Genomic DNA, 17,905 nt, shown 5'->3' with positions numbered 1-17,905 from the left:
CGATATTGACTGTCACGCAGCTATCGCGAGCAGGCTCGCTCCCACAGGAAACTTTGTGTTACTGGACCAACGAGCCGCGCAGGGAGTGCGGTTGCGCGGCATCGATGTGGACGTCGGCGAACTGACCGATCAGGGCCGGAGTGTCGCAGCGGAAGTTGACGATGCGGTTGTTTTCGGTCCGCCCTTGCAATTCGCCCGGGTCTTTTTTCGAGTAATCGGTCACCAGAATCCGCTGGACGGAGCCGACCATCTGTCGGCTGATCTCGAAACCTTGCTGGTTCAAGCGATGTTGCAAGGCGTTGAGCCGTTCTTTTTTCACCTCTTCTGGTGTCTCGTCCGCCAAATCGGCGGCCGGAGTGCCGGGACGCTGGCTGTAGACGAAGGAATAGGAAAAATCGAAACCCACGTCTTCGATCAGCTTCATGGTCTGCTGGAAATCCTTCTCGGTTTCGCCGGGGAAACCCACGATAAAGTCCGAACTGATGCAGATCCCCGGCACCGCTGCCCGCAGTTTGCGCAGCTTGGATTTGTACTCCAGCGCCGTGTGGTTGCGCTTCATGGCCGCCAGGATCCGGTCGGAGCCCGATTGCACCGGCAGGTGCAGATGCTTGACCAGTTCAGGCACTTCGGCATGGGCCTGGATCAGGCTGTCGGAGAACTCCAGCGGGTGCGAGGTGGTGTAGCGGATGCGGTCGATGCCCTCCACGGCCGCCACCACGCGGATCAGCTCGGCGAGGTCGGCCAGGCGCCCATCGTGGGTCAGGCCGCGATAGCCGTTGACGTTCTGCCCCAGCAGCGTCACTTCCCGCACGCCGTTTTCCGCCAGGTGGATGATTTCGGCAATCACGTCGTCGAACGGCCGGCTGACTTCTTCGCCCCGGGTGTAGGGCACCACGCAGAACGTGCAGTACTTGCTGCAACCTTCCATCACCGACACGTAGGCGCTTGGGCCGTCGATGCGCGGTTCGGGCAGGTGGTCGAATTTTTCGATTTCCGGGAACGAGACGTCTACCTGCGGCAGCTTGGTGCTGCGCGCGGCGTCGATCATTTCGGGCAGGCGGTGCAGGGTCTGCGGGCCGAAGACCACGTCCACGTACGGTGCGCGATCACGAATGGCAGCGCCTTCCTGGCTGGCCACGCAACCGCCCACGGCGATGACCATTTCCGGGTTGGCCAGTTTCAGTTCACGCCAGCGACCGAGCTGGGAGTACACCCGGTCCTGGGCGCGCTCGCGGATGGAGCAGGTATTGAGCAGGATCACGTCGGCGTCTTCGGCACGGGCGGTGACTTCCAGGGCCTGGTGTTCACCCAGCAGATCGACCATGCGCGAGCTGTCGTACTCGTTCATCTGGCAACCGTGGGTTTCGATGTAAAGCTTCTTGGCCATGGACGGAGTCATCACGTGATTCAAAGAACCGCGCATTATAGGGAACAAGTCACCCGGTTCCTACCGCTGCGCGAGCAGTGGCTATGCTATAGTTCGCGCCCTCATTTTTACCCGCCGATGTGTTTCGCCTGCCATGACCAAACGTGAAGCTCCAATCTACAAGGTGATTTTCCTCAACCAGGGCCAGGTGTTCGAAATGTACGCCAAGCAGATCTATCAAAGTGATCTGTGGGGCTTCCTGGAAGTCGAAGAATTCGTCTTTGGCGAGCGCACGCAAATGGTCGTCGATCCGAGCGAAGAAAAGCTCAAGGCGCAGTTCGAAGGTGTGGTGCGCAGCTTCGTGCCGATGCATTCGATCGTGCGTATCGACGAGGTCGAGCGCCTGGGCACCCCGAAAATCAGCGAAGCCCGCGGCGCGGTCGGCAATGTCATGCCGTTTCCGATGCCGATGCCTGAGAAGTAAGCGCCAAGACTGAGTTGCCCCCAATCGCGAGCGGGCTCGCTCCCACACTGGATCTTCTGTGTGCACATTATTTGTGAACACCCGGGATTAACTGTGGGAGCGAGCCTGCTCGCGATTAGGCTCTCAAGGCCGTGGTGGATTCAGGGCAGTGGCGAGAAGGGCGTGCGCCCGTCGGCGTTTTGCAATTCCATCAGGTATTTGCGGAAGATCTGCCCCAGCACCTGGGTCGCGACTTCCAGCTCGTCGCGGGGCATCTGTTCGGCGACTTCGTCGGCGGTGTCCAGGGCTTCTTCGGCGCCATTGACCGCCGCCATCTTCAAGACAATGTAGGCCTGCACGTTGTTGGCCGGCACGCCTTCGCCATGGAAGAACATGCCGCCCAGCTTGTATTGCGCCTGGGCATGGCCTTGCAGTGAGGCTTTTTCGAAGTAGCTGAGGGCCAGTTTGAGGTCGCGCGGCGCAGCCTTGCCGTCGTAGTAGAACTCGCCCAACTCGTATTGCGCTTGTGCATCGCCCGCGTCCGCCGCTTTTTGACAGGCGTCGAGTGCCGGTGCGAGATCTTGTGGCTGGGTGTTGAGCGTGCAACGGCCCATCGCCGGGATCAACAACGAGTTGCCGCCTGCTTGTGCGTTCGCCAGCAGCGGCTGAAGGAGCAACAGGCAGCCCAGGGCAAGGGTGCGGCCGGTGCGGTTCATGGGAATCGACTTACCTCTGAGGGGCACGCGGACCCTCCGGGGGATCCAATAAGCGCGCATTATGAAATAAGCAGGGCCATCCTTACAAAGTCTTTACTCGTTTTTCTGCTGCGAGGGAGCGCTAACGGCAGCTTCGGGGGGTAATACGTAGGAAAAGGGGCAAGAGGTTGTCGTCAATCACTGACGCCAGCGTCAGCCGGCGTCAGTTATCCACAGGCTTACTTCAATGCGGCGAAGGCCCGCTCGGCTGCGTCGAGGGTGATCTTCAGCTCGGCCTCGCCATGGGCGATGGAGGTAAAGCCGGCTTCGAACGCGCTCGGTGCCAGGTACACGCCACCGTCGAGCATCAGGTGGAAGAAACGCTTGAAGCGGTCAGCGTCGCTGGCCATCACATCTTCGAAGGTCACGATGTCATCGGCGCCACTGAAGTACAGGCCGAACATGCCACCGGCCTGGGTGGTCACGAACGGAATGCCCGCTGCGTCGGCACGAATCTGCAAACCGTCGAGCAGACGGGTGGTGTAGTCGGTCAGCTCGGCGTGAAAGCCCGGGCGGCTGATCAGACGCAGGGTGGTCAGGCCGGCGGCCATGGCCAGCGGATTGCCTGACAGCGTACCGGCCTGGTAGACCGGACCCAGCGGCGCGATGCATTCCATGATGGCACGCTTGCCGCCGAAGCAACCGACCGGCATGCCGCCGCCGATGATCTTGCCGAAGGTGCTCAGGTCCGGTGTCACGCCGTAGTGGGCCTGGGCGCCGCCGAGGGCTACGCGGAAACCGGTCATCACTTCGTCGAAAATCAGCACCACGCCGTGCTGGTCGCACAGGCTGCGCAGGCCTTCGAGGAAACCCGGCGCCGGCGGTACGCAGTTCATGTTGCCAGCCACAGGCTCGACGATGATGCAGGCCACTTCCTGGCCGACTTCGCTGAGCATCTTCTCGACTTCTTCGAGGTCGTTGAACGGCAGGGTCAGGGTGTGCTTGGCAAACGCTGCGGGCACGCCGGCCGAACTCGGTACGCCTTGGGTCAGCGCGCCGGATCCGGCCTTGACCAGCAGGCTGTCGGAGTGGCCGTGGTAGCAGCCTTCGAACTTGATGATGCTGTCGCGACCGGTGAAGCCCCGCGCCAGGCGAATCGCACTCATCGTTGCCTCGGTGCCGGAGCTGACCATGCGCACCATTTCCATCGACGGCACGATCGAGCAAACCAGGTCGGCCATCTCGGTTTCCATGGCGGTCGGGGCACCGTAGGACAGGCCATGCTGCAACTGGTTGCGCACCGCTTCCAGCACGTCCGGATGGCTGTGGCCGAGGATCATCGGGCCCCACGAACCGACGTAGTCCACATAGCGCTTGTCATCTTCGTCCGTCACGTACGCGCCTTCGGCGTGTTTGAAGAACAGCGGGGTGCCGCCAACGCTCTTGAACGCACGAACGGGGGAGTTCACGCCGCCGGGGATGTGCTTTTGGGCATTGGCAAACAGGGTTTCGGAACGGGACATGGTTGGGCTCTCGAAATCGAAAAATTATTTGATCTGCAACAGATCGTTGAAGGCACGGGCGCGGCGCGTCACTTCCTGGGGGCTGTCGGCGCCGAACAGACCATGGACCACGGCCAGCAGGTCGACACCGTGAGCCACCAGCGGGGCGGCGTTGTCCAGCGTGATGCCGCCGATGGCGCACACCGGTATATGCAGTTTGATCCGGGCCTGGTCGAGCAGTTCAAGGTTTGCACTGGGTGCGCCGGGCTTGGTGTTGGAGTTGAAGAAGCGTCCGAACGCCACATAGCTGGCGCCCTCGCTGGCTGCCTGTTCGGCCAGTTCCAGGCTGGAGTGGCAGGTGGAGCCAATGATTGCGTCGCGCCCCAGCAGTGCCCGTACCGGCGCCAGCGGGCCATCGGTCTGGCCCAGGTGAACGCCGACGCCCAGGCGCGCGGCCAGTTCGGCGTCGTCGTTGATGATCAATCGGGTCTTGTAGCGCTCGCACAGATTGCGCAGCGCTTCGGCTTCGCGCAGGCGGCGGGCTTCGTCGCTGCTTTTATCACGGTATTGCAGCAGGGTGACGCCACCTTCCAGTGCCGCTTGCACATACGCGAGGAATTTGCCGGCCAGCAGTTGGCTATCGGTGATGGCGTAAAGGCCACGTAGTTTCATTCCACAGCCTCCGGAGCTACGAGCAGAAATCCAGCGGCAGGCGACGCGGGACGAACTGGCCTTTGCCCAGCTGTTCGGCATCGCGCAGGGTGCGCCAGGTGTAATCCAGTGCTGTCTTGACCGCGCTGGCGAGGTGTTCGCCCTGGGCCAGTCGTCCAGCCAGGGCGCTGGCCAGGGTGCAGCCGGAACCATGGTAGCTGCCGGGCAAGCGCTGGCAGGTGAAGGTTTCGCGGCGACCATCGCGGCTGTACAGGCGATTGTGGACTTCATGTTCGTCGCCGTGACCACCGGTGATCAACAGGTGCTTGACGAAGGGCAGCAGTTTTTCGGCGCATTCATCGGCGCTGCCCTCGGGCAGTTCGGCGAGGATGCGTGCTTCCGGCAGATTGGGGGTGGCGATGATTGCCAGGGGTAACAGGCGTTCGCGCATGGCGTAGCCGACTTCATCCTTGCCCAATCGTCCGCCGCCACCGGCTCGCAGCACTGGGTCGCAGACCATGGGCAAGTGCGGGTGCGCCTGCAGCAGTTCGACCACCGTGTCGACCATTTCCAGTGAGCCGAGCATCCCCAGCTTGACCGCCGCTACCTGCGAATCGTTGAGCACGGCATTGGCTTGCGCCAGCACCCACTCCCGATCGAGCACGCGGAAATCGCTCACGTTAACCGTGTCCTGCACGGTCAACGCGGTAACGGCCGGGGCGGCATGACAACCCTGGGCGAGCAGGGCTTCGATATCTGCCTGCAAACCGGCGCCACCACTGGGATCGTGGCCGGAGAGACAGAGGACAACGGGGCGAGAGCTGTAGATATTCATGGTGCGCGAGCTTACCACCAAACCTGTTTTGTCGGTGGTCGGACTCTGAGGGTTTTATGCTGGACTGCTTGCTCTGATGATTGCTTTTGATCCACCCGTTGCCGACCTGACCAAAGCAACAGCTCTATCTCAATGCTTGGCGCTGGAACGCCCGTTCTAGAGCCATCTGTAGGAAAAATTTCAATGGTGCAAATTGGCCATCAGCGGCTATGCTAGAAATGGATCCAACCAATAACAGGTAATGCCGGTTTTACGTCTACTCAGGGAATGGGGGGCTTCCTGATTCAACCGGACAGGCCACGCTGGGGCTTAAATGCGCTATTTGCTGATGTTGCTGCTGTGCTTGCCCGCTTTGGCAAGCGCCCTCGAATTCGATGAATTCACCCAAAGCCTGCCCTTGGGTCATGCCCTGCAGGTGTTCGAAGACACCCACGGTACGGCCACCATCGACGATGTCCTGGCAGAGGCCGCGGCGGGTCACTTCAAGCCCCATGACAAAGCCACGCTGAACGCTGGTTATTCGCGCTCGGCATTCTGGCTGAAAATAGACCTGCACTACCGTCCCGGCAATCCGGACGCCCAACGCACCTGGTTGTTGGAGCTGGCCTATCCGCCGCTGGACCATTTGGACTTGTATCTGCCTGACAGCGCCGGGGCGTATCGCCTGGTTCGCCAGACCGGCGATGCCTTGCCGTTCGCCAGCCGTGAAATTCGCCAGAACAACTACCTGTTCAGCCTGGACTTCAAACCTGAACAACGCCAGGCCGTGTACCTGCGCCTGCAAAGCCAGGGTTCGATCCAGGCGCCGCTGACGTTGTGGTCGAGCACGGCCTATCTTGAGCAACAACCTGTGCGCTTGTACGTGTTGGGCACCATCTATGGCGTACTGCTGGGGATGCTGGTCTACAACCTGTTCATTTACCTGAGCGTGCGGGACACCAGTTACCTTTATTACATCGTTTATATCGCCTCGTTCGGCTTGTATCAGTTGTCGGTCAACGGAGCGGCCGTGGAGTATTTCTGGCCGGACAACCCTTGGTGGGCCAATGCCGCAACACCCTTTTTCATCGGCTGTGCGGGTCTGTTCGGCAGCCAGTTTGCGCGCAGCTTCCTGCAAACCGCTCAACACAGTCGTTGGCTTGACCGGCTGCTGCTGGCGCTGATCGCCTACAGCGCGGTAGTGGTGGGCCTGTCGCTGATGACCAGTTACGCCTTGGCCTTGCGCCTGGCGACGGCATTGGCGCTGGTGTTTACCGTGGTGATTTTCGCCGCCGGGCTGTTCGCCTGGTGGCGTGGCCTGCGGGTGGCGCGTTATTTCATCATCGCCTGGTCGGCGTTTCTGCTGGGGGGCGTGGTCAACACGATGATGGTGCTCGGTTATCTGCCGAACGTATTCCTGACCATGTACGCCAGCCAGATTGGCTCGGCCATCGAAGTAGCGCTGTTGTCCCTGGCCCTGGCCGACCGTATCAATGCCATGCGCGAGCAGCAGGCCCAGACGCTGTTCGACGCCGGGCAGAAACTTGAAGTGCTCAACCAGCAATTGGCCCATGGCAACAAACTCAAGGATGAATTCCTCGCCACCTTGACCCATGAGCTGCGCACGCCGATGAATGGCGTGATCGGTTCGCTGGAGTTGATGGAAACCGTCGAAATGAATGAGGAGCTGACCCAGTATCAACAGACCGCCGCAGGTTCTGCGCGGGACATGATGCGCATGGTCAACGGCATCCTCACCCTTACCGAGTTGCAGGCCGGCAAGCTCAAGGCCTACCCGGCGCCGTTCAGTCTGCGGGCGATGGTCGACGCCTTGCAGGTGCAGTTCGGTGCCAATGCGGCGGTCAAGAGCCTGGATTTCAAGGTCGACGTGGCACCCGGCCTGACGGACCGGCTGATCGGTGACAGTGGCAAGCTGGCTCAATGCCTGGAATGCCTGCTGGACAACGCCGTCAAGTTCACCCGTACAGGGGGCCTGGCGCTGCGGGTCAGTGGCAGGCCGTCGGGGCTCGATCGGCTGGTGCTGTCCTTTGCCGTGATCGACACCGGTATTGGTTTCACGGACCTTGGAGAGGCGAGCTTGTACCAGCGCTTCTTCCAGCTGGACGGTTCCATGACTCGGGAATACGGCGGTCTCGGCGTGGGGCTGGCGATCTGTCGGCAGCTGGTGGAGTTGCTGGGCGGACGCCTGACTCACACCTCCGAACCCGGTCGCGGCAGCCGATTCCAGTTGGATGTCGAGGTGGAAATGGCCGTGCCCGTGGAGGCGCCCACGCCATTTTCGTTCAGCCCGCGAGAAAGCGCGCGGTTGCCCCAGGATTGCACGGTGTTGCTGGCTGACGACAACAGCATTGATCTGCTGGTGATGCGCGGCATGTTGCTCAAGCTCGGTTACCGGGTGCGTACCGCCGACAGCGGCCGCGCGGCACTGGATATGCTGCAGGGCGAGAGTGTTGATGCCGTGCTGCTCGATTGCCAGTCGCCACCGCTGGACGGGGTGTCGGTCTGCTGTCAGATCCGTACGCTCGCCGGCTGCGAGGACCTGCCGGTGTTTGTGGTCAGTCCCAATCCGAATCACGAGCGCTGCACGTCGGGCGCGTTGACCGATTACCTGAGCAAACCGGTGAAATTCGAGGTGTTGCGCACGATTCTGCAACGGCGGGTACTTTGTCCAAAACAGGGTGAAAGCGCCGATATTTAGGCGGGTATGACACTTTGTTCGACCTTGGGGCGGTGCTTAACTGAACCTCTGCTGGCCGACCAAGGAGCCCTATCATGAACCTGCACCAGTTCGCCGAGACCCACGAGGTCACCAATCAGCCACCGTCCCTGGATGGCGCCAACCTCTATCGCATCGACCTGCCGCTGCAACAGTGGTCGCAGCGTTTTGGTGCGGGTTGGGCGCAAGGGCGGATCGATGCGTATGGCGCACTGGCCGGCGGGCCGCTGATGGAAGCGGGGTTTCTGGCGAACCAGAACAAGCCGGTGTTTTCCAGCCACGACCGCTACGGCCATCGCATCGATCTGGTGGAATTCCATCCCGCTTACCACCAGTTGATGCGCACCGCCGTCGAGCATGGCTTGCCCAGCCTGCCATGGGCCCAGCCGCAACCCGGCGCCCACGTCGCCCGAGCCTCGATGACTTATCTGCACAGCCAGGCTGAAGCCGGCACCGGTTGTCCGCTGACCATGACCTTCGCCAGCGTCCCGGCGTTGCGTTTGCAACCGGACCTGGCCGAGCTCTGGGTGCCCAAAGCGCTCGCCACCGAGTACGACCCGCGAAACGTCGGCATGGCCCACAAGGCCGGGGTGACCCTCGGCATGGCGATGACTGAAAAGCAGGGCGGCACCGACGTGCGGGCCAACACCACCAAGGCTTATCCGGTGGGCGCCAGCGGTCCGGGCCAGGCCTATGAGCTGGTGGGCCACAAGTGGTTCTGCTCGGCGCCGATGTGCGATGCCTTCCTGACCCTGGCCCAGACCGACAAGGGCCTGAGCTGTTTCCTGCTGCCGCGCCATCGCCCGGACGACACCCGTAATCAGTTCTATATCCAGCGGCTGAAGAACAAGCTGGGCAACTGTTCCAACGCCTCCAGCGAAGTTGAATTCCGTGGTGCACTGGCCTGGATGGTCGGTGAGGAAGGGCGAGGCGTGCCGACCATCATCGAGATGGTCGCCATGACCCGCTTCGATTGCATGGTCGGTTCCAGTGCTCTGATGCGCCAGGCCCTGACCCAGGCCAGCCATCACTGCGCGCATCGCCAGGTCGGTGGCAAGTTGTTGAGCGAACAGCCACTGATGCAAAACGTGCTGGCCGACCTGGCGCTGGAAAGCGAAGCCGCCCTGGCCCTGAGCCTGCGCATGGGCCGGGCGCTGGACCACTTGAGTGACGAACACGAGGCCAAGTTCGCGCGGCTGGTGACTGCGGTGGGCAAATACTGGATCTGCAAACGCGCCCCCGCGATGATCAACGAAGCCGCCGAATGCATGGGCGGCGCGGGTTATGTCGAAGACAGCATCCTGCCGCGCCTCTATCGTGAAGCACCGGTGAACTCGACCTGGGAAGGCTCCGGCAATGTACAGTGCCTGGATGTGTTGCGGGCCCTGTCCAAGGAACCGGGCGTGCTTGAAGTGCTGTTCACCGAGCTGGGTGACGGCCACGGCGACAAACGCCTGGCTGCCCACATCGATCGGTTGCAGGCGGCGTTCAAGGATACCGCTGACATCCAGTACCGCGCCCGGCAATTGACTGAAGAGATCGCCATCGGCCTGCAAGCCAAGCTGCTGCTGGAAGCGGGCAACAGCGACGTCAGCGATGCCTTCATCGCCAGCCGCCTGGGTTCGGCTGGCCGGGCATACGGCGCCTTGCCCCGAGGCCTGAATGTCGAGGCCATCGTGACACGCTCCACGCCCCAAGGTTTCTAAACGCCGAACCTGTGGGAGCGAGCTTGCTCGCGAAGGCGTAGGCACATCCAACATCTCTGGTGACTGGTACACCGCTATCGCGAGCAGGCTCGCTCCCACAGGGGATCTGTGACGAGTGAAGAATCTGCGACTGGTGGTGATCAAGGGTGGGAGCGAGCTTGCTCGCGATGGCGTAGGTACATTCAACATCTTTGCTGACTGATACACCGCTATCGCGAGCAAGCTCGCTCCCACAGGGGATCTGTGGTGAATGAAGAATCTGCGGCTGGCGGCGATCAAGGGTGGGAGCGAGCTTGCTCGCGATGGCGGCGGCACATTCAACATCTTTGCTGACTGATACACCGCTATCGCGAGCAAGCTCGCTCCCACAGGGGATCTGCGGTGAATGAAGAATCTGCGGCTGGCGGCGATCAAGGGTGGGAGCGAGCTTGCTCGCGATGGCGGCGGCACATCCAACATCTTTGCTGACGGATACACCGCTATCGCGAGCAAGCCCGCTCCCACAGGGGATCTGCGGTGAATGAAGAATCTGCGACTGGTGGTGATCAAGGGTGGGAGCGAGCTTGCTCGCGATGGCGGCGGCACATCCAACATCTTTGCTGACTGACACAGCGCTATCGCGAGCAGGCTCGCTCCCGCAGGGGATCTGCGGCGAGTGAAGAATCTGCGGCTGGTGGTGATCAAGGGTGGGAGCGAGCTTGCTCGCGATGGCGTAGGCACATCCAACATCTTTGCTGACTGATACACCGCTATCGCGAGCAAGCCCGCTCCCACAGGGAAGCTGCGGTGAATGAAGAATCTGCGGCTGGTGGTGATCAAGGGTGGGAGCGAGCCTGCTCGCGAAGGCGTAGGCACATCCAACATCTCTGGTGACTGATACACCGCTATCGCGAGCAGGCTCGCTCCCACAGGGATCTGCGGTGAATGAAGAATCTGCGGCTGGTGGTGATCAAGGGTGGGAGCGAGCTTGCTCGCGATGGCGTCGGCACATTCAACATCTTTGCTGACTGATACACCGCTATCGCGAGCAGGCTCGCTCCCACAGGGGATCTGCGGTGAATGAAGAACCTGCGGCTGGTGGTGATCAAGGGTGGGAGCGAGCCTGCTCGCGAAGGCGTCGGCACATTCAACAGCTTTGCTGACTGACACAGCGCTATCGCGAGCAAGCTCGCTCCCACAGGGGATCTGCGGCGAGTGAAGAATCTGCGGCTGGTGGTGATCAAGGGTGGGAGCGAGCTTGCTCGCGATGGCGGCGGCACATTCACATCTCTGGTGACTGATACAGCGCTATCGCGAGCAGGCTCGCTCCTACATGGGGATTTGTGGTGGATGATCGATCGCGCCCAATACGCCACTGTTCCCGTCGGCCGACGATGCAGGCAAGATGAAGGCCTGCAAGTCAGAACACAGGAAGCTGATCGTGACCGAAGCGTTTATTGTCGTTCAAACCGCCGAACAAGCCGTGGATCGTTTGGCGGCCCTGCACGAGCGTGCGACCACTGCGCTGAACCAGGCGCTCAAGCGGTACCTCAAGGATCGTATCGAGCCGGATGCCGAACAGCGGGCGTTGTTTCGCTATCCCGCCCTGCGCCTGACCTATCACTGCCATGGCGAAGTCCCGCAAACCACCCGCGCCTACGCCAAGGTCCAGTTGCCGGGCACCTACAGTGTCACCGTCACCCATCCGGCTGCGTTCCGTAAATACCTGCTGGAGCAGTTGGTCCCGCTGATGCACGACTTTACCGTCACCGTCGAAGTGGGTGTCAGCGAGCAGAACATTCCCTATCCCTACGTGGTGGAGCAGGGTGATGAACTGGCCGGCTCCGGTGTGACTGCCGCGGTGCTGGCCCGAGTGTTCCCCAGTACCGACCTGTCGGCCGCCACCGATGGCATTGCCGACGGCCTCTACGACTGGGAAAACACCGACCCGCTGCCGCTGGCGTTGTTTGACGCGGCGCGGGTGGACTTTTCCCTGCGTCGGCTGGTGCATTACACCGGCAGCGACTGGCGCCATGTGCAGCCGTGGATCCTGCTGACCAACTATCACCGTTATGTGGATCAGTTCATTGTCCATGGCTTGGAGCAACTGCGCAGTGACCCGCGTTTTGTGCGCATGGTCCTGCCGGGCAACGTGATCATCGAAAAGAGCATGGACCACGGTGAAGCCTCGGCGATCGCCGCGGGCGTGGTCTGGCACCGCTACCAGATGCCGGCCTATCACCTGCAGGCCAGCGACGGCCACGGCGTGACGCTGGTGAACATCGGCGTCGGGCCGTCCAACGCCAAGAACATCACCGACCACCTGGCCGTGCTGCGCCCCCACTGCTGGCTGATGATCGGTCACTGCGGTGGGCTGCGGCAGTCCCAGACCATCGGCGACTACGTGCTGGCCCACGCTTACATGCGTCGCGACGGCATCCTCGACCGGGTCGTGCCGCCGAATATTCCGATCCCGGCCCTGGCTGAAGTGCAGATGGCCTTGCAGCAAGCGGCGGCCAATGTCACCGGTGAAAAGGGCGACGAGCTGAAGAAACGCCTGCGCACCGGCACTGTGCTGACCTACGACGACCGCAACTGGGAATTGCGCTGGGCTCAGGAGCGTCCGTTGATCAACCTGTCCCGCGCCGTGGCGGTGGACATGGAAAGCGGCACCATCGCCGCTCAGGGATACCGCTTGCGTGTGCCGTACGGCACGTTGCTTTGTGTCTCGGACAAACCGCTGCACAGCGAGATCAAATTGCCGGGTTCGGCCAACGCGTTTTACGAACGGGCGGTCAACCAGCACCTGAAGATCGGCATCGCGGCGCTGGACCTGTTGCGCAACGAACTCAACTCGCTGCACTCGCGCAAGTTGCGCAGCTTCGACGAGCCGCCGTTCCGCTGATGAACTGATCCCGGTTGAAGGGGCAGTGGTTATTTAACGGTCGGGCCACTAGCATGGTCGGCCCAGACCGTTAGATGTTGTGTTTGCCATGCCTCGTCCGCCACGTCCCGCTTCCCGCCGCCCTGGCGCGAAACCTCCCGCATCCGCCCCGCGTCGTGTGGCCAAGGCCCCGCCGGCCGAGCCGAGGCTGATCCTGTTCAACAAACCCTTCGATGTGCTGACGCAGTTCAGTGACGATCAAGGGCGGGCGACGCTCAAGGACTTTATCGACGTGCCCGGCATTTATCCCGCCGGGAGGCTGGATCGCGACAGCGAAGGGTTGCTGCTGCTCACCAACGACGGGCAGTTGCAGGCCCGCATCGCCGACCCCCGACACAAACTGGCCAAGACCTATTGGGTGCAAGTAGAAGGTGAGCCCAGTGCCGAGCAATTACAGCGACTGTGCGCTGGCGTGGAACTGAACGACGGCATGACCTTGCCCGCACAAGCGCGGCAACTGGATGAGCCGCAGCTATGGCCGCGCAACCCGCCGGTGCGCTTTCGTAAAAGCGTGCCGACCAGTTGGCTGGAACTGGTGATTCGCGAAGGGCGCAACCGTCAGGTACGGCGCATGACCGCCGCGGTGGGCTTGCCGACATTGCGTCTGGTGCGGGTCAGGATCGGTGACTGGACGCTTGAAGGGCTGGATCAGGGACAGTGGAAGGAAGTGCCGGCGCGTTTATAAGGTGCCCGTCTCGATCAGGCCGATCACCACGCTCTTGATGACGAATGCCGCCACGCCCAGTCCCAGCACAAAAAACAGGATGAACGAGCCAAAACGCCCGGCCTTGGACTTCTTCGCCAGATCCCAGACGATGAAACCCATGAAAATGATCAGGATGCTGACAAGGCCAGTCATCATCCACTCTTCGAAAACCACAGGATCCATCGAAACACTCCGGCGTGGGCGAGGTTGAAAAGGCGGGGCGAGTATACGGCATGGAAAGAGGGCGAAGGATTGGGCTGCGACGGTGTGTCGCAGCTATTCATCGCCTGGGCTGACGCAGCGGTGTTCTCTTCAGTCGTGGTGGACACCGGCCCGCTTGAGCATCTGTTTGCAGCGTTCGGACAAGTGAAACACCCGCAGGTGCTTGCCGGCCTTGCTATAGCGTTCACGCAGGGTCTTGAGCGCCGCGATGGCCGAATAGTCGACAAAGCTCAAGTGACGGCAGTCCAGGGTCACCTGGGACGGATCGTTGGCCGGGTCGAACTGGTTGAGAAACGGCGTGGTCGAGGCGAAGAACAGGGTGCCGTGCAGGCGATAGAGCTTGCTGCCGTCCGCTTCCAGATGCGCATCGGCATACAGTTCCCGGGCCTGTTGCCAGGCAAAGTTGAGCGCCGCAATGATAATGCCGCACAGCACGGCGGTGGCCAGATCAGTGAATACCGTGATGGTCGTCACCGCGATGATCACCAACACGTCATTGACGGGCACTTTGTTGATCACCCGCAGCGAGGCCCAGGCAAAGGTCTGCTGGGACACCACGAACATCACGCCTACCAGCGCGGCCAATGGGATGCGTTCGATCAACGGCGACAGAAACAACACGAACAGCAGAACCATCACCCCGGCCACCACGCCGGATAACCGGCCGCGCCCGCCCGAACTCAGGTTGATCACGGTCTGGCCGATCATTGCGCAACCGCCCATGCCGCCGAACAGTCCGGAGGCCATGTTGGCCGCGCCCAACGCTACGCACTCGCGGTCCGGGTAGCCGCGGCTCTCGGTGATCTCGTCGGTCAGGTTCAGGGTCAGCAGGGTTTCCAGCAGGCCGACCATCGCCATCACCACCGCATAGGGCGCGATGATCCGTAAGGTATCCAGGTTCCAGGGAATGTCCGGCCAGACAAAAGCCGGCAGGCCGCCAGCGATATGCGCCATATCACCCAGGGTGCGGGTCGGCAGCCCGAAAAAGTACACCGCCAGGCCAACCCCCAGGATCGCCACCAGGGCCGGCGGAACACTGCGGGTCAGGCGTGGCAACAGGTAGACGATGGCCATGGTCAGCGCCACCAGGCCGATCATCAGGTACAACGGGCCGCCGCTGAGCCAGGTCTCGCCGCTCTTGAAGTGCTCCAGTTGCGCCAGGGCGATGATGATCGCCAGGCCGTTGACGAAACCGAGCATCACCGGGTGCGGCACCATGCGCACCAGTTTGCCCAGCCGCAACAGCCCGAACGCCATCATGATCAACCCGCCCAGCAGCACAGTCGCCAGCAGGTATTGCACGCCGTGTTGCACCACCAGCGCGACAATCACCACGGCCATCGATCCCGCCGCGCCAGACACCATGCCTGGCCGCCCGCCGAACAGCGCGGTCAGCGTGCAGATGATGAAAGCGCCGTACAACCCCATCAGTGGGTTGAGATGAGCCACCAGGGCGAACGCGATGCATTCGGGCAGCAAGGCAAAAGAAGTGGTGAGGCCGGCGAGGGCGTCGGCGCGAAGACGTGCTGGTTTCATGATTGTCCTGGCGGGGCAGCGCCTGAGAGTCGACTGCCGTGGGCGTGGTGCAAAAACAGGGTGGGGATGGTACGGAATTGAGTGCGGTGCGGCCAGTGGTTGGTCGTCGTGTGGATGATTTCGGGGCGGCTTCGCAGTGCGCAAGGCGCACGCTTCCTCGCCACGGGAGACGGCCAGGGATGAAAATCCTGCGCTGAATTTACATGGCAGGTGGTGAGCGATGTCCGTCAGCGACATTTCTTGTCTGTGTACGAAAATTACTTTCAGTACGTTTGAAGATTGCTCCTCGAAATGATTTATGAGTTTCACAAACACAACGACGTGACCCCATTCGAGGAGTAACGCATGGCCCCTGCATTCGGTTATTGGCTGTTGGTCTACGCGGCCATCGCCATCATTGCGCTGATCGTTTTGATCGCCCGATATCGGCTTAATCCGTTCATTGTCATTACGCTGGTGTCCATTGGCCTGGCGCTGCTGGCCGGGATGCCGCCGTCCAGTGTGGTCGGGGCGTATGAGGCGGGCGTGGGCAAGACCCTGGGGCACATCGCGCTGGTGGTGGCCTTGGGCACGATGCTCGGCAAGATGATGGCCGAGTCCGGCGGGGCCGAGCGCATGGCGCAAACGCTGATCGAGCGCTTCGGCGAGCGCAACGCCCATTGGGCGATGGTGTGTATTGCCTTCCTGGTGGGGCTGCCGTTGTTTTTCGAAGTCGGCTTCGTGCTGCTGGTGCCCATCGCGTTCACCATTGCCCGGCGCGTGGGCGTGTCGATCCTGATGGTGGGGTTGCCGATGGTCGCCGGTCTCTCGGTGGTGCATGCCCTGGTGCCGCCGCACCCGGCAGCGATGCTGGCGGTGCAGGCGTTCCAGGCCTCGGTGGGGCAGACCTTGCTGTACGCGATCCTGATCGGTATTCCTACCGCGATCATTGCCGGCCCTGTGTATGCCAAGTTCATCGTGCCGCGCATCCAACTGCCGGACGATAACCCGCTGGCGCGACAATTCCTCGACCGCGAACCCCGCGCCAATCTGCCAGGTTTCGGGATAACCCTGGGGACCATCCTGTTGCCGGTGGTGCTGATGTTGATCGGCGGTTGGGCCAACCTGATCTCCGAGCCGGGTAGCGGCTTCAATCAGTTCCTGCTGTTCATCGGCAACTCGGTGATTGCCTTGCTGCTGGCGACCCTTCTCAGCTTCTGGACGCTGGGCCTTGCCCAGGGCTTCAACCGTGAGTCGATCCTCAAGTTCACCAATGAATGCCTGGCGCCAACGGCCAGTATTACGTTGCTGGTGGGCGCTGGCGGTGGTTTGAACCGGATCCTGGTGGACGCCGGGGTCACTCAACAAATCGTCGGCCTGGCCCAGGAATTTCAACTATCACCACTGGTCATGGGCTGGCTGTTCGCCGCCCTGATGCGTGTCGCCACCGGCTCGGCCACGGTGGCGATGACCACGGCCTCCGGTATCGTCGCCCCCGTGGCGATCGGTCTGGGCTATCCCCATCCCGAGCTGCTAGTGCTGGCCACCGGCGCCGGGTCGGTGATCTTTTCCCACGTCAACGACGGCGGCTTCTGGCTGATCAAGGAATACTTCAATATGACCGTCACTCAAACTTTCAAGACCTGGACCGTACTCGAAACGCTGATCTCCCTGGTTGCGTTCGGCCTGACCCTAGGACTTGCGCGCTTGCTTTAATCGCAGCGCTCCAACACAGGTGCCGTCATGGACATCCTTTACCAGATTCGCTCCCGTCAGGATTCCTTCAGCGCCGGCGAAGGAAGAATCGCCCGGCTGATGCTCGACGACGTAGGGTTCGCCGCCTCGGCCAGCCTGGATGAACTGGCCCAGCGGGCCGAAGTGAGCAGCGCCACGCTGTCACGGTTTGCCCGTACCGTTGGCTGCCGCGACCTGCGGGACTTGCGCCTGCAACTGGCCCAGGCCAGTGGCGTCGGCAGCCGGTTTCTCGACCCCGCCGGCGCGCCCGAGCAGTCGGCGTTTTATGGGCAGATCGTCGGCGATATCGAGACGACCCTGCGTCAGCACCTGTCGGCATTCGAAGAGTCTCGGTTCAGCGACGCGGTGCGGATGCTCGGCAAGGCGCGGATGATTCACGCGTTCGGGCTCGGCGGTTGGTCGGCGTTGTGCGGCGAGGAGTTGCAGGTACGGCTGGTGCGTTTCGGCTACTCGATTGCCGCCTGCCGGGATCCGGTGATGATGCGCATCACCGCCACCTCATTGAGCCAGGAGCACTTGGTCATCGCCTGTTCACTCACCGGCATCACTCCGGAACTGCTCGGCGCGGTTGAACTGGCGCGCAGTTATGGTGCGCCCATCCTGGCCATCACCCGCGCCGACTCACCGTTGGCCCGACTGGCCGATGTAGTGTTGCCGCTGCAAGGCGCGGAAACCTCGTTCATTTATAAGCCCACGGCGGCGCGCTACGGCATGTTGCTGGCCATCGATGTGCTCGCCACCGAGCTTGCGCTGGCCCACCCCGAAGACAATCAAGAGCGTCTGCGGCGAGTCAAACTCGCCCTGGACGATTACCGCGGCGGCGACGATCACTTGCCGCTGGGAGACTGAG

General features: G+C 61.9%; 14 protein-coding genes. 7 read left to right on the top strand and 7 right to left on the bottom strand.

Annotation, left to right across the window (positions count from 1 at the left end; genetic code table 11):
* Positions 1-58: 58 nt before the first annotated feature.
* On the bottom strand, positions 59-1,387 hold the full coding sequence (gene miaB / locus T3A99_RS19010; protein WP_316912254.1) for a tRNA (N6-isopentenyl adenosine(37)-C2)-methylthiotransferase MiaB: 1,329 nt from the start codon (positions 1,385-1,387) through the stop codon (positions 59-61).
* Positions 1,388-1,520: 133 nt separating this feature from the next.
* Here miaB and T3A99_RS19005 point away from each other — a divergent pair, with 133 nt between their 5' ends.
* Complete coding sequence (locus tag T3A99_RS19005) at positions 1,521-1,850, top strand: DUF1820 family protein (protein WP_016773045.1); 330 nt, start codon at positions 1,521-1,523, stop codon at positions 1,848-1,850.
* A 140-nt stretch (positions 1,851-1,990) separates the two neighbouring features.
* Here T3A99_RS19005 and T3A99_RS19000 read toward each other — a convergent pair whose 3' ends face one another.
* The 4 genes from T3A99_RS19000 to T3A99_RS18985 form a co-directional block, all read right to left on the bottom strand.
* Positions 1,991-2,545, bottom strand: a complete 555-nt coding sequence (locus tag T3A99_RS19000; protein WP_047229510.1) for a tetratricopeptide repeat protein — start codon at positions 2,543-2,545, stop codon at positions 1,991-1,993.
* Between the two features lie 218 nt (positions 2,546-2,763).
* Complete coding sequence (hemL, locus tag T3A99_RS18995) at positions 2,764-4,047, bottom strand: glutamate-1-semialdehyde 2,1-aminomutase (RefSeq protein ID WP_160893615.1); 1,284 nt, start codon at positions 4,045-4,047, stop codon at positions 2,764-2,766.
* A 24-nt stretch (positions 4,048-4,071) separates the two neighbouring features.
* Positions 4,072-4,698: a thiamine phosphate synthase gene (thiE, locus tag T3A99_RS18990; protein WP_047229512.1), complete on the bottom strand. Its 627-nt coding sequence runs from the start codon at positions 4,696-4,698 to the stop codon at positions 4,072-4,074.
* A gap of 16 nt (positions 4,699-4,714) precedes the next feature.
* Complete coding sequence (locus T3A99_RS18985; RefSeq protein WP_076383510.1) at positions 4,715-5,512, bottom strand: hydroxymethylpyrimidine/phosphomethylpyrimidine kinase; 798 nt, start codon at positions 5,510-5,512, stop codon at positions 4,715-4,717.
* Between the two features lie 313 nt (positions 5,513-5,825).
* Here T3A99_RS18985 and T3A99_RS18980 point away from each other — a divergent pair, with 313 nt between their 5' ends.
* The 4 genes from T3A99_RS18980 to T3A99_RS18965 all read left to right on the top strand — a co-directional run bounded on the left by T3A99_RS18980 (position 5,826) and on the right by T3A99_RS18965 (position 13,542).
* Positions 5,826-8,210, top strand: a complete 2,385-nt coding sequence (locus T3A99_RS18980) for a hybrid sensor histidine kinase/response regulator (protein ID WP_047229514.1) — start codon at positions 5,826-5,828, stop codon at positions 8,208-8,210.
* Between the two features lie 74 nt (positions 8,211-8,284).
* Positions 8,285-9,934, top strand: a complete 1,650-nt coding sequence (locus T3A99_RS18975; RefSeq protein ID WP_047229515.1) for an acyl-CoA dehydrogenase family protein — start codon at positions 8,285-8,287, stop codon at positions 9,932-9,934.
* 1,384 nt (positions 9,935-11,318) lie between these two features.
* Entirely contained in the window at positions 11,319-12,818 is a 1,500-nt protein-coding gene (gene amn / locus T3A99_RS18970; RefSeq protein WP_160893475.1) for an AMP nucleosidase, read from the top strand.
* Positions 12,819-12,975: 157 nt separating this feature from the next.
* Entirely contained in the window at positions 12,976-13,542 is a 567-nt protein-coding gene (locus T3A99_RS18965; protein WP_160893474.1) for a pseudouridine synthase, read from the top strand.
* Here T3A99_RS18965 and T3A99_RS18960 read toward each other — a convergent pair.
* On the bottom strand, positions 13,537-13,746 hold the full coding sequence (locus tag T3A99_RS18960) for a DUF2788 domain-containing protein (protein ID WP_047230243.1): 210 nt from the start codon (positions 13,744-13,746) through the stop codon (positions 13,537-13,539). The two genes, T3A99_RS18965 and T3A99_RS18960, sit on opposite strands and share 6 nt — an antisense overlap.
* 129 nt (positions 13,747-13,875) lie before the next feature.
* Positions 13,876-15,321 carry a SulP family inorganic anion transporter gene (locus tag T3A99_RS18955; RefSeq protein ID WP_173406528.1) on the bottom strand — a complete coding sequence of 482 codons (1,446 nt, stop codon included), beginning with the start codon at positions 15,319-15,321 and terminating at the stop codon, positions 13,876-13,878.
* 345 nt (positions 15,322-15,666) lie between these two features.
* On the opposite strand from T3A99_RS18955, the gene T3A99_RS18950 reads away from it, so the two are divergent.
* Both T3A99_RS18950 and T3A99_RS18945 read left to right on the top strand, forming a co-directional pair.
* The gene (locus T3A99_RS18950; protein ID WP_107321826.1) at positions 15,667-17,016 is read left to right on the top strand and encodes a gluconate:H+ symporter; all 1,350 of its coding nucleotides are present in this window, start codon (positions 15,667-15,669) and stop codon (positions 17,014-17,016) included.
* 27 nt (positions 17,017-17,043) lie between these two features.
* Positions 17,044-17,904 (top strand): MurR/RpiR family transcriptional regulator, encoded by an 861-nt coding sequence (locus tag T3A99_RS18945; protein ID WP_047230240.1) that lies wholly within the window; start codon positions 17,044-17,046, stop codon positions 17,902-17,904.
* The last annotated feature ends 1 nt before the right edge of the window (position 17,905 follow it).

It is taken from the genome of Pseudomonas sp. N-137 (assembly GCF_034555295.1).
Taxonomy (GTDB): Bacteria; Pseudomonadota; Gammaproteobacteria; order Pseudomonadales; family Pseudomonadaceae; genus Aquipseudomonas; species Aquipseudomonas rhizophila.
The sequence above is the reverse complement of the archived record's forward strand: the minus strand, read 5'-3'. Positions and strand labels throughout refer to the sequence as shown.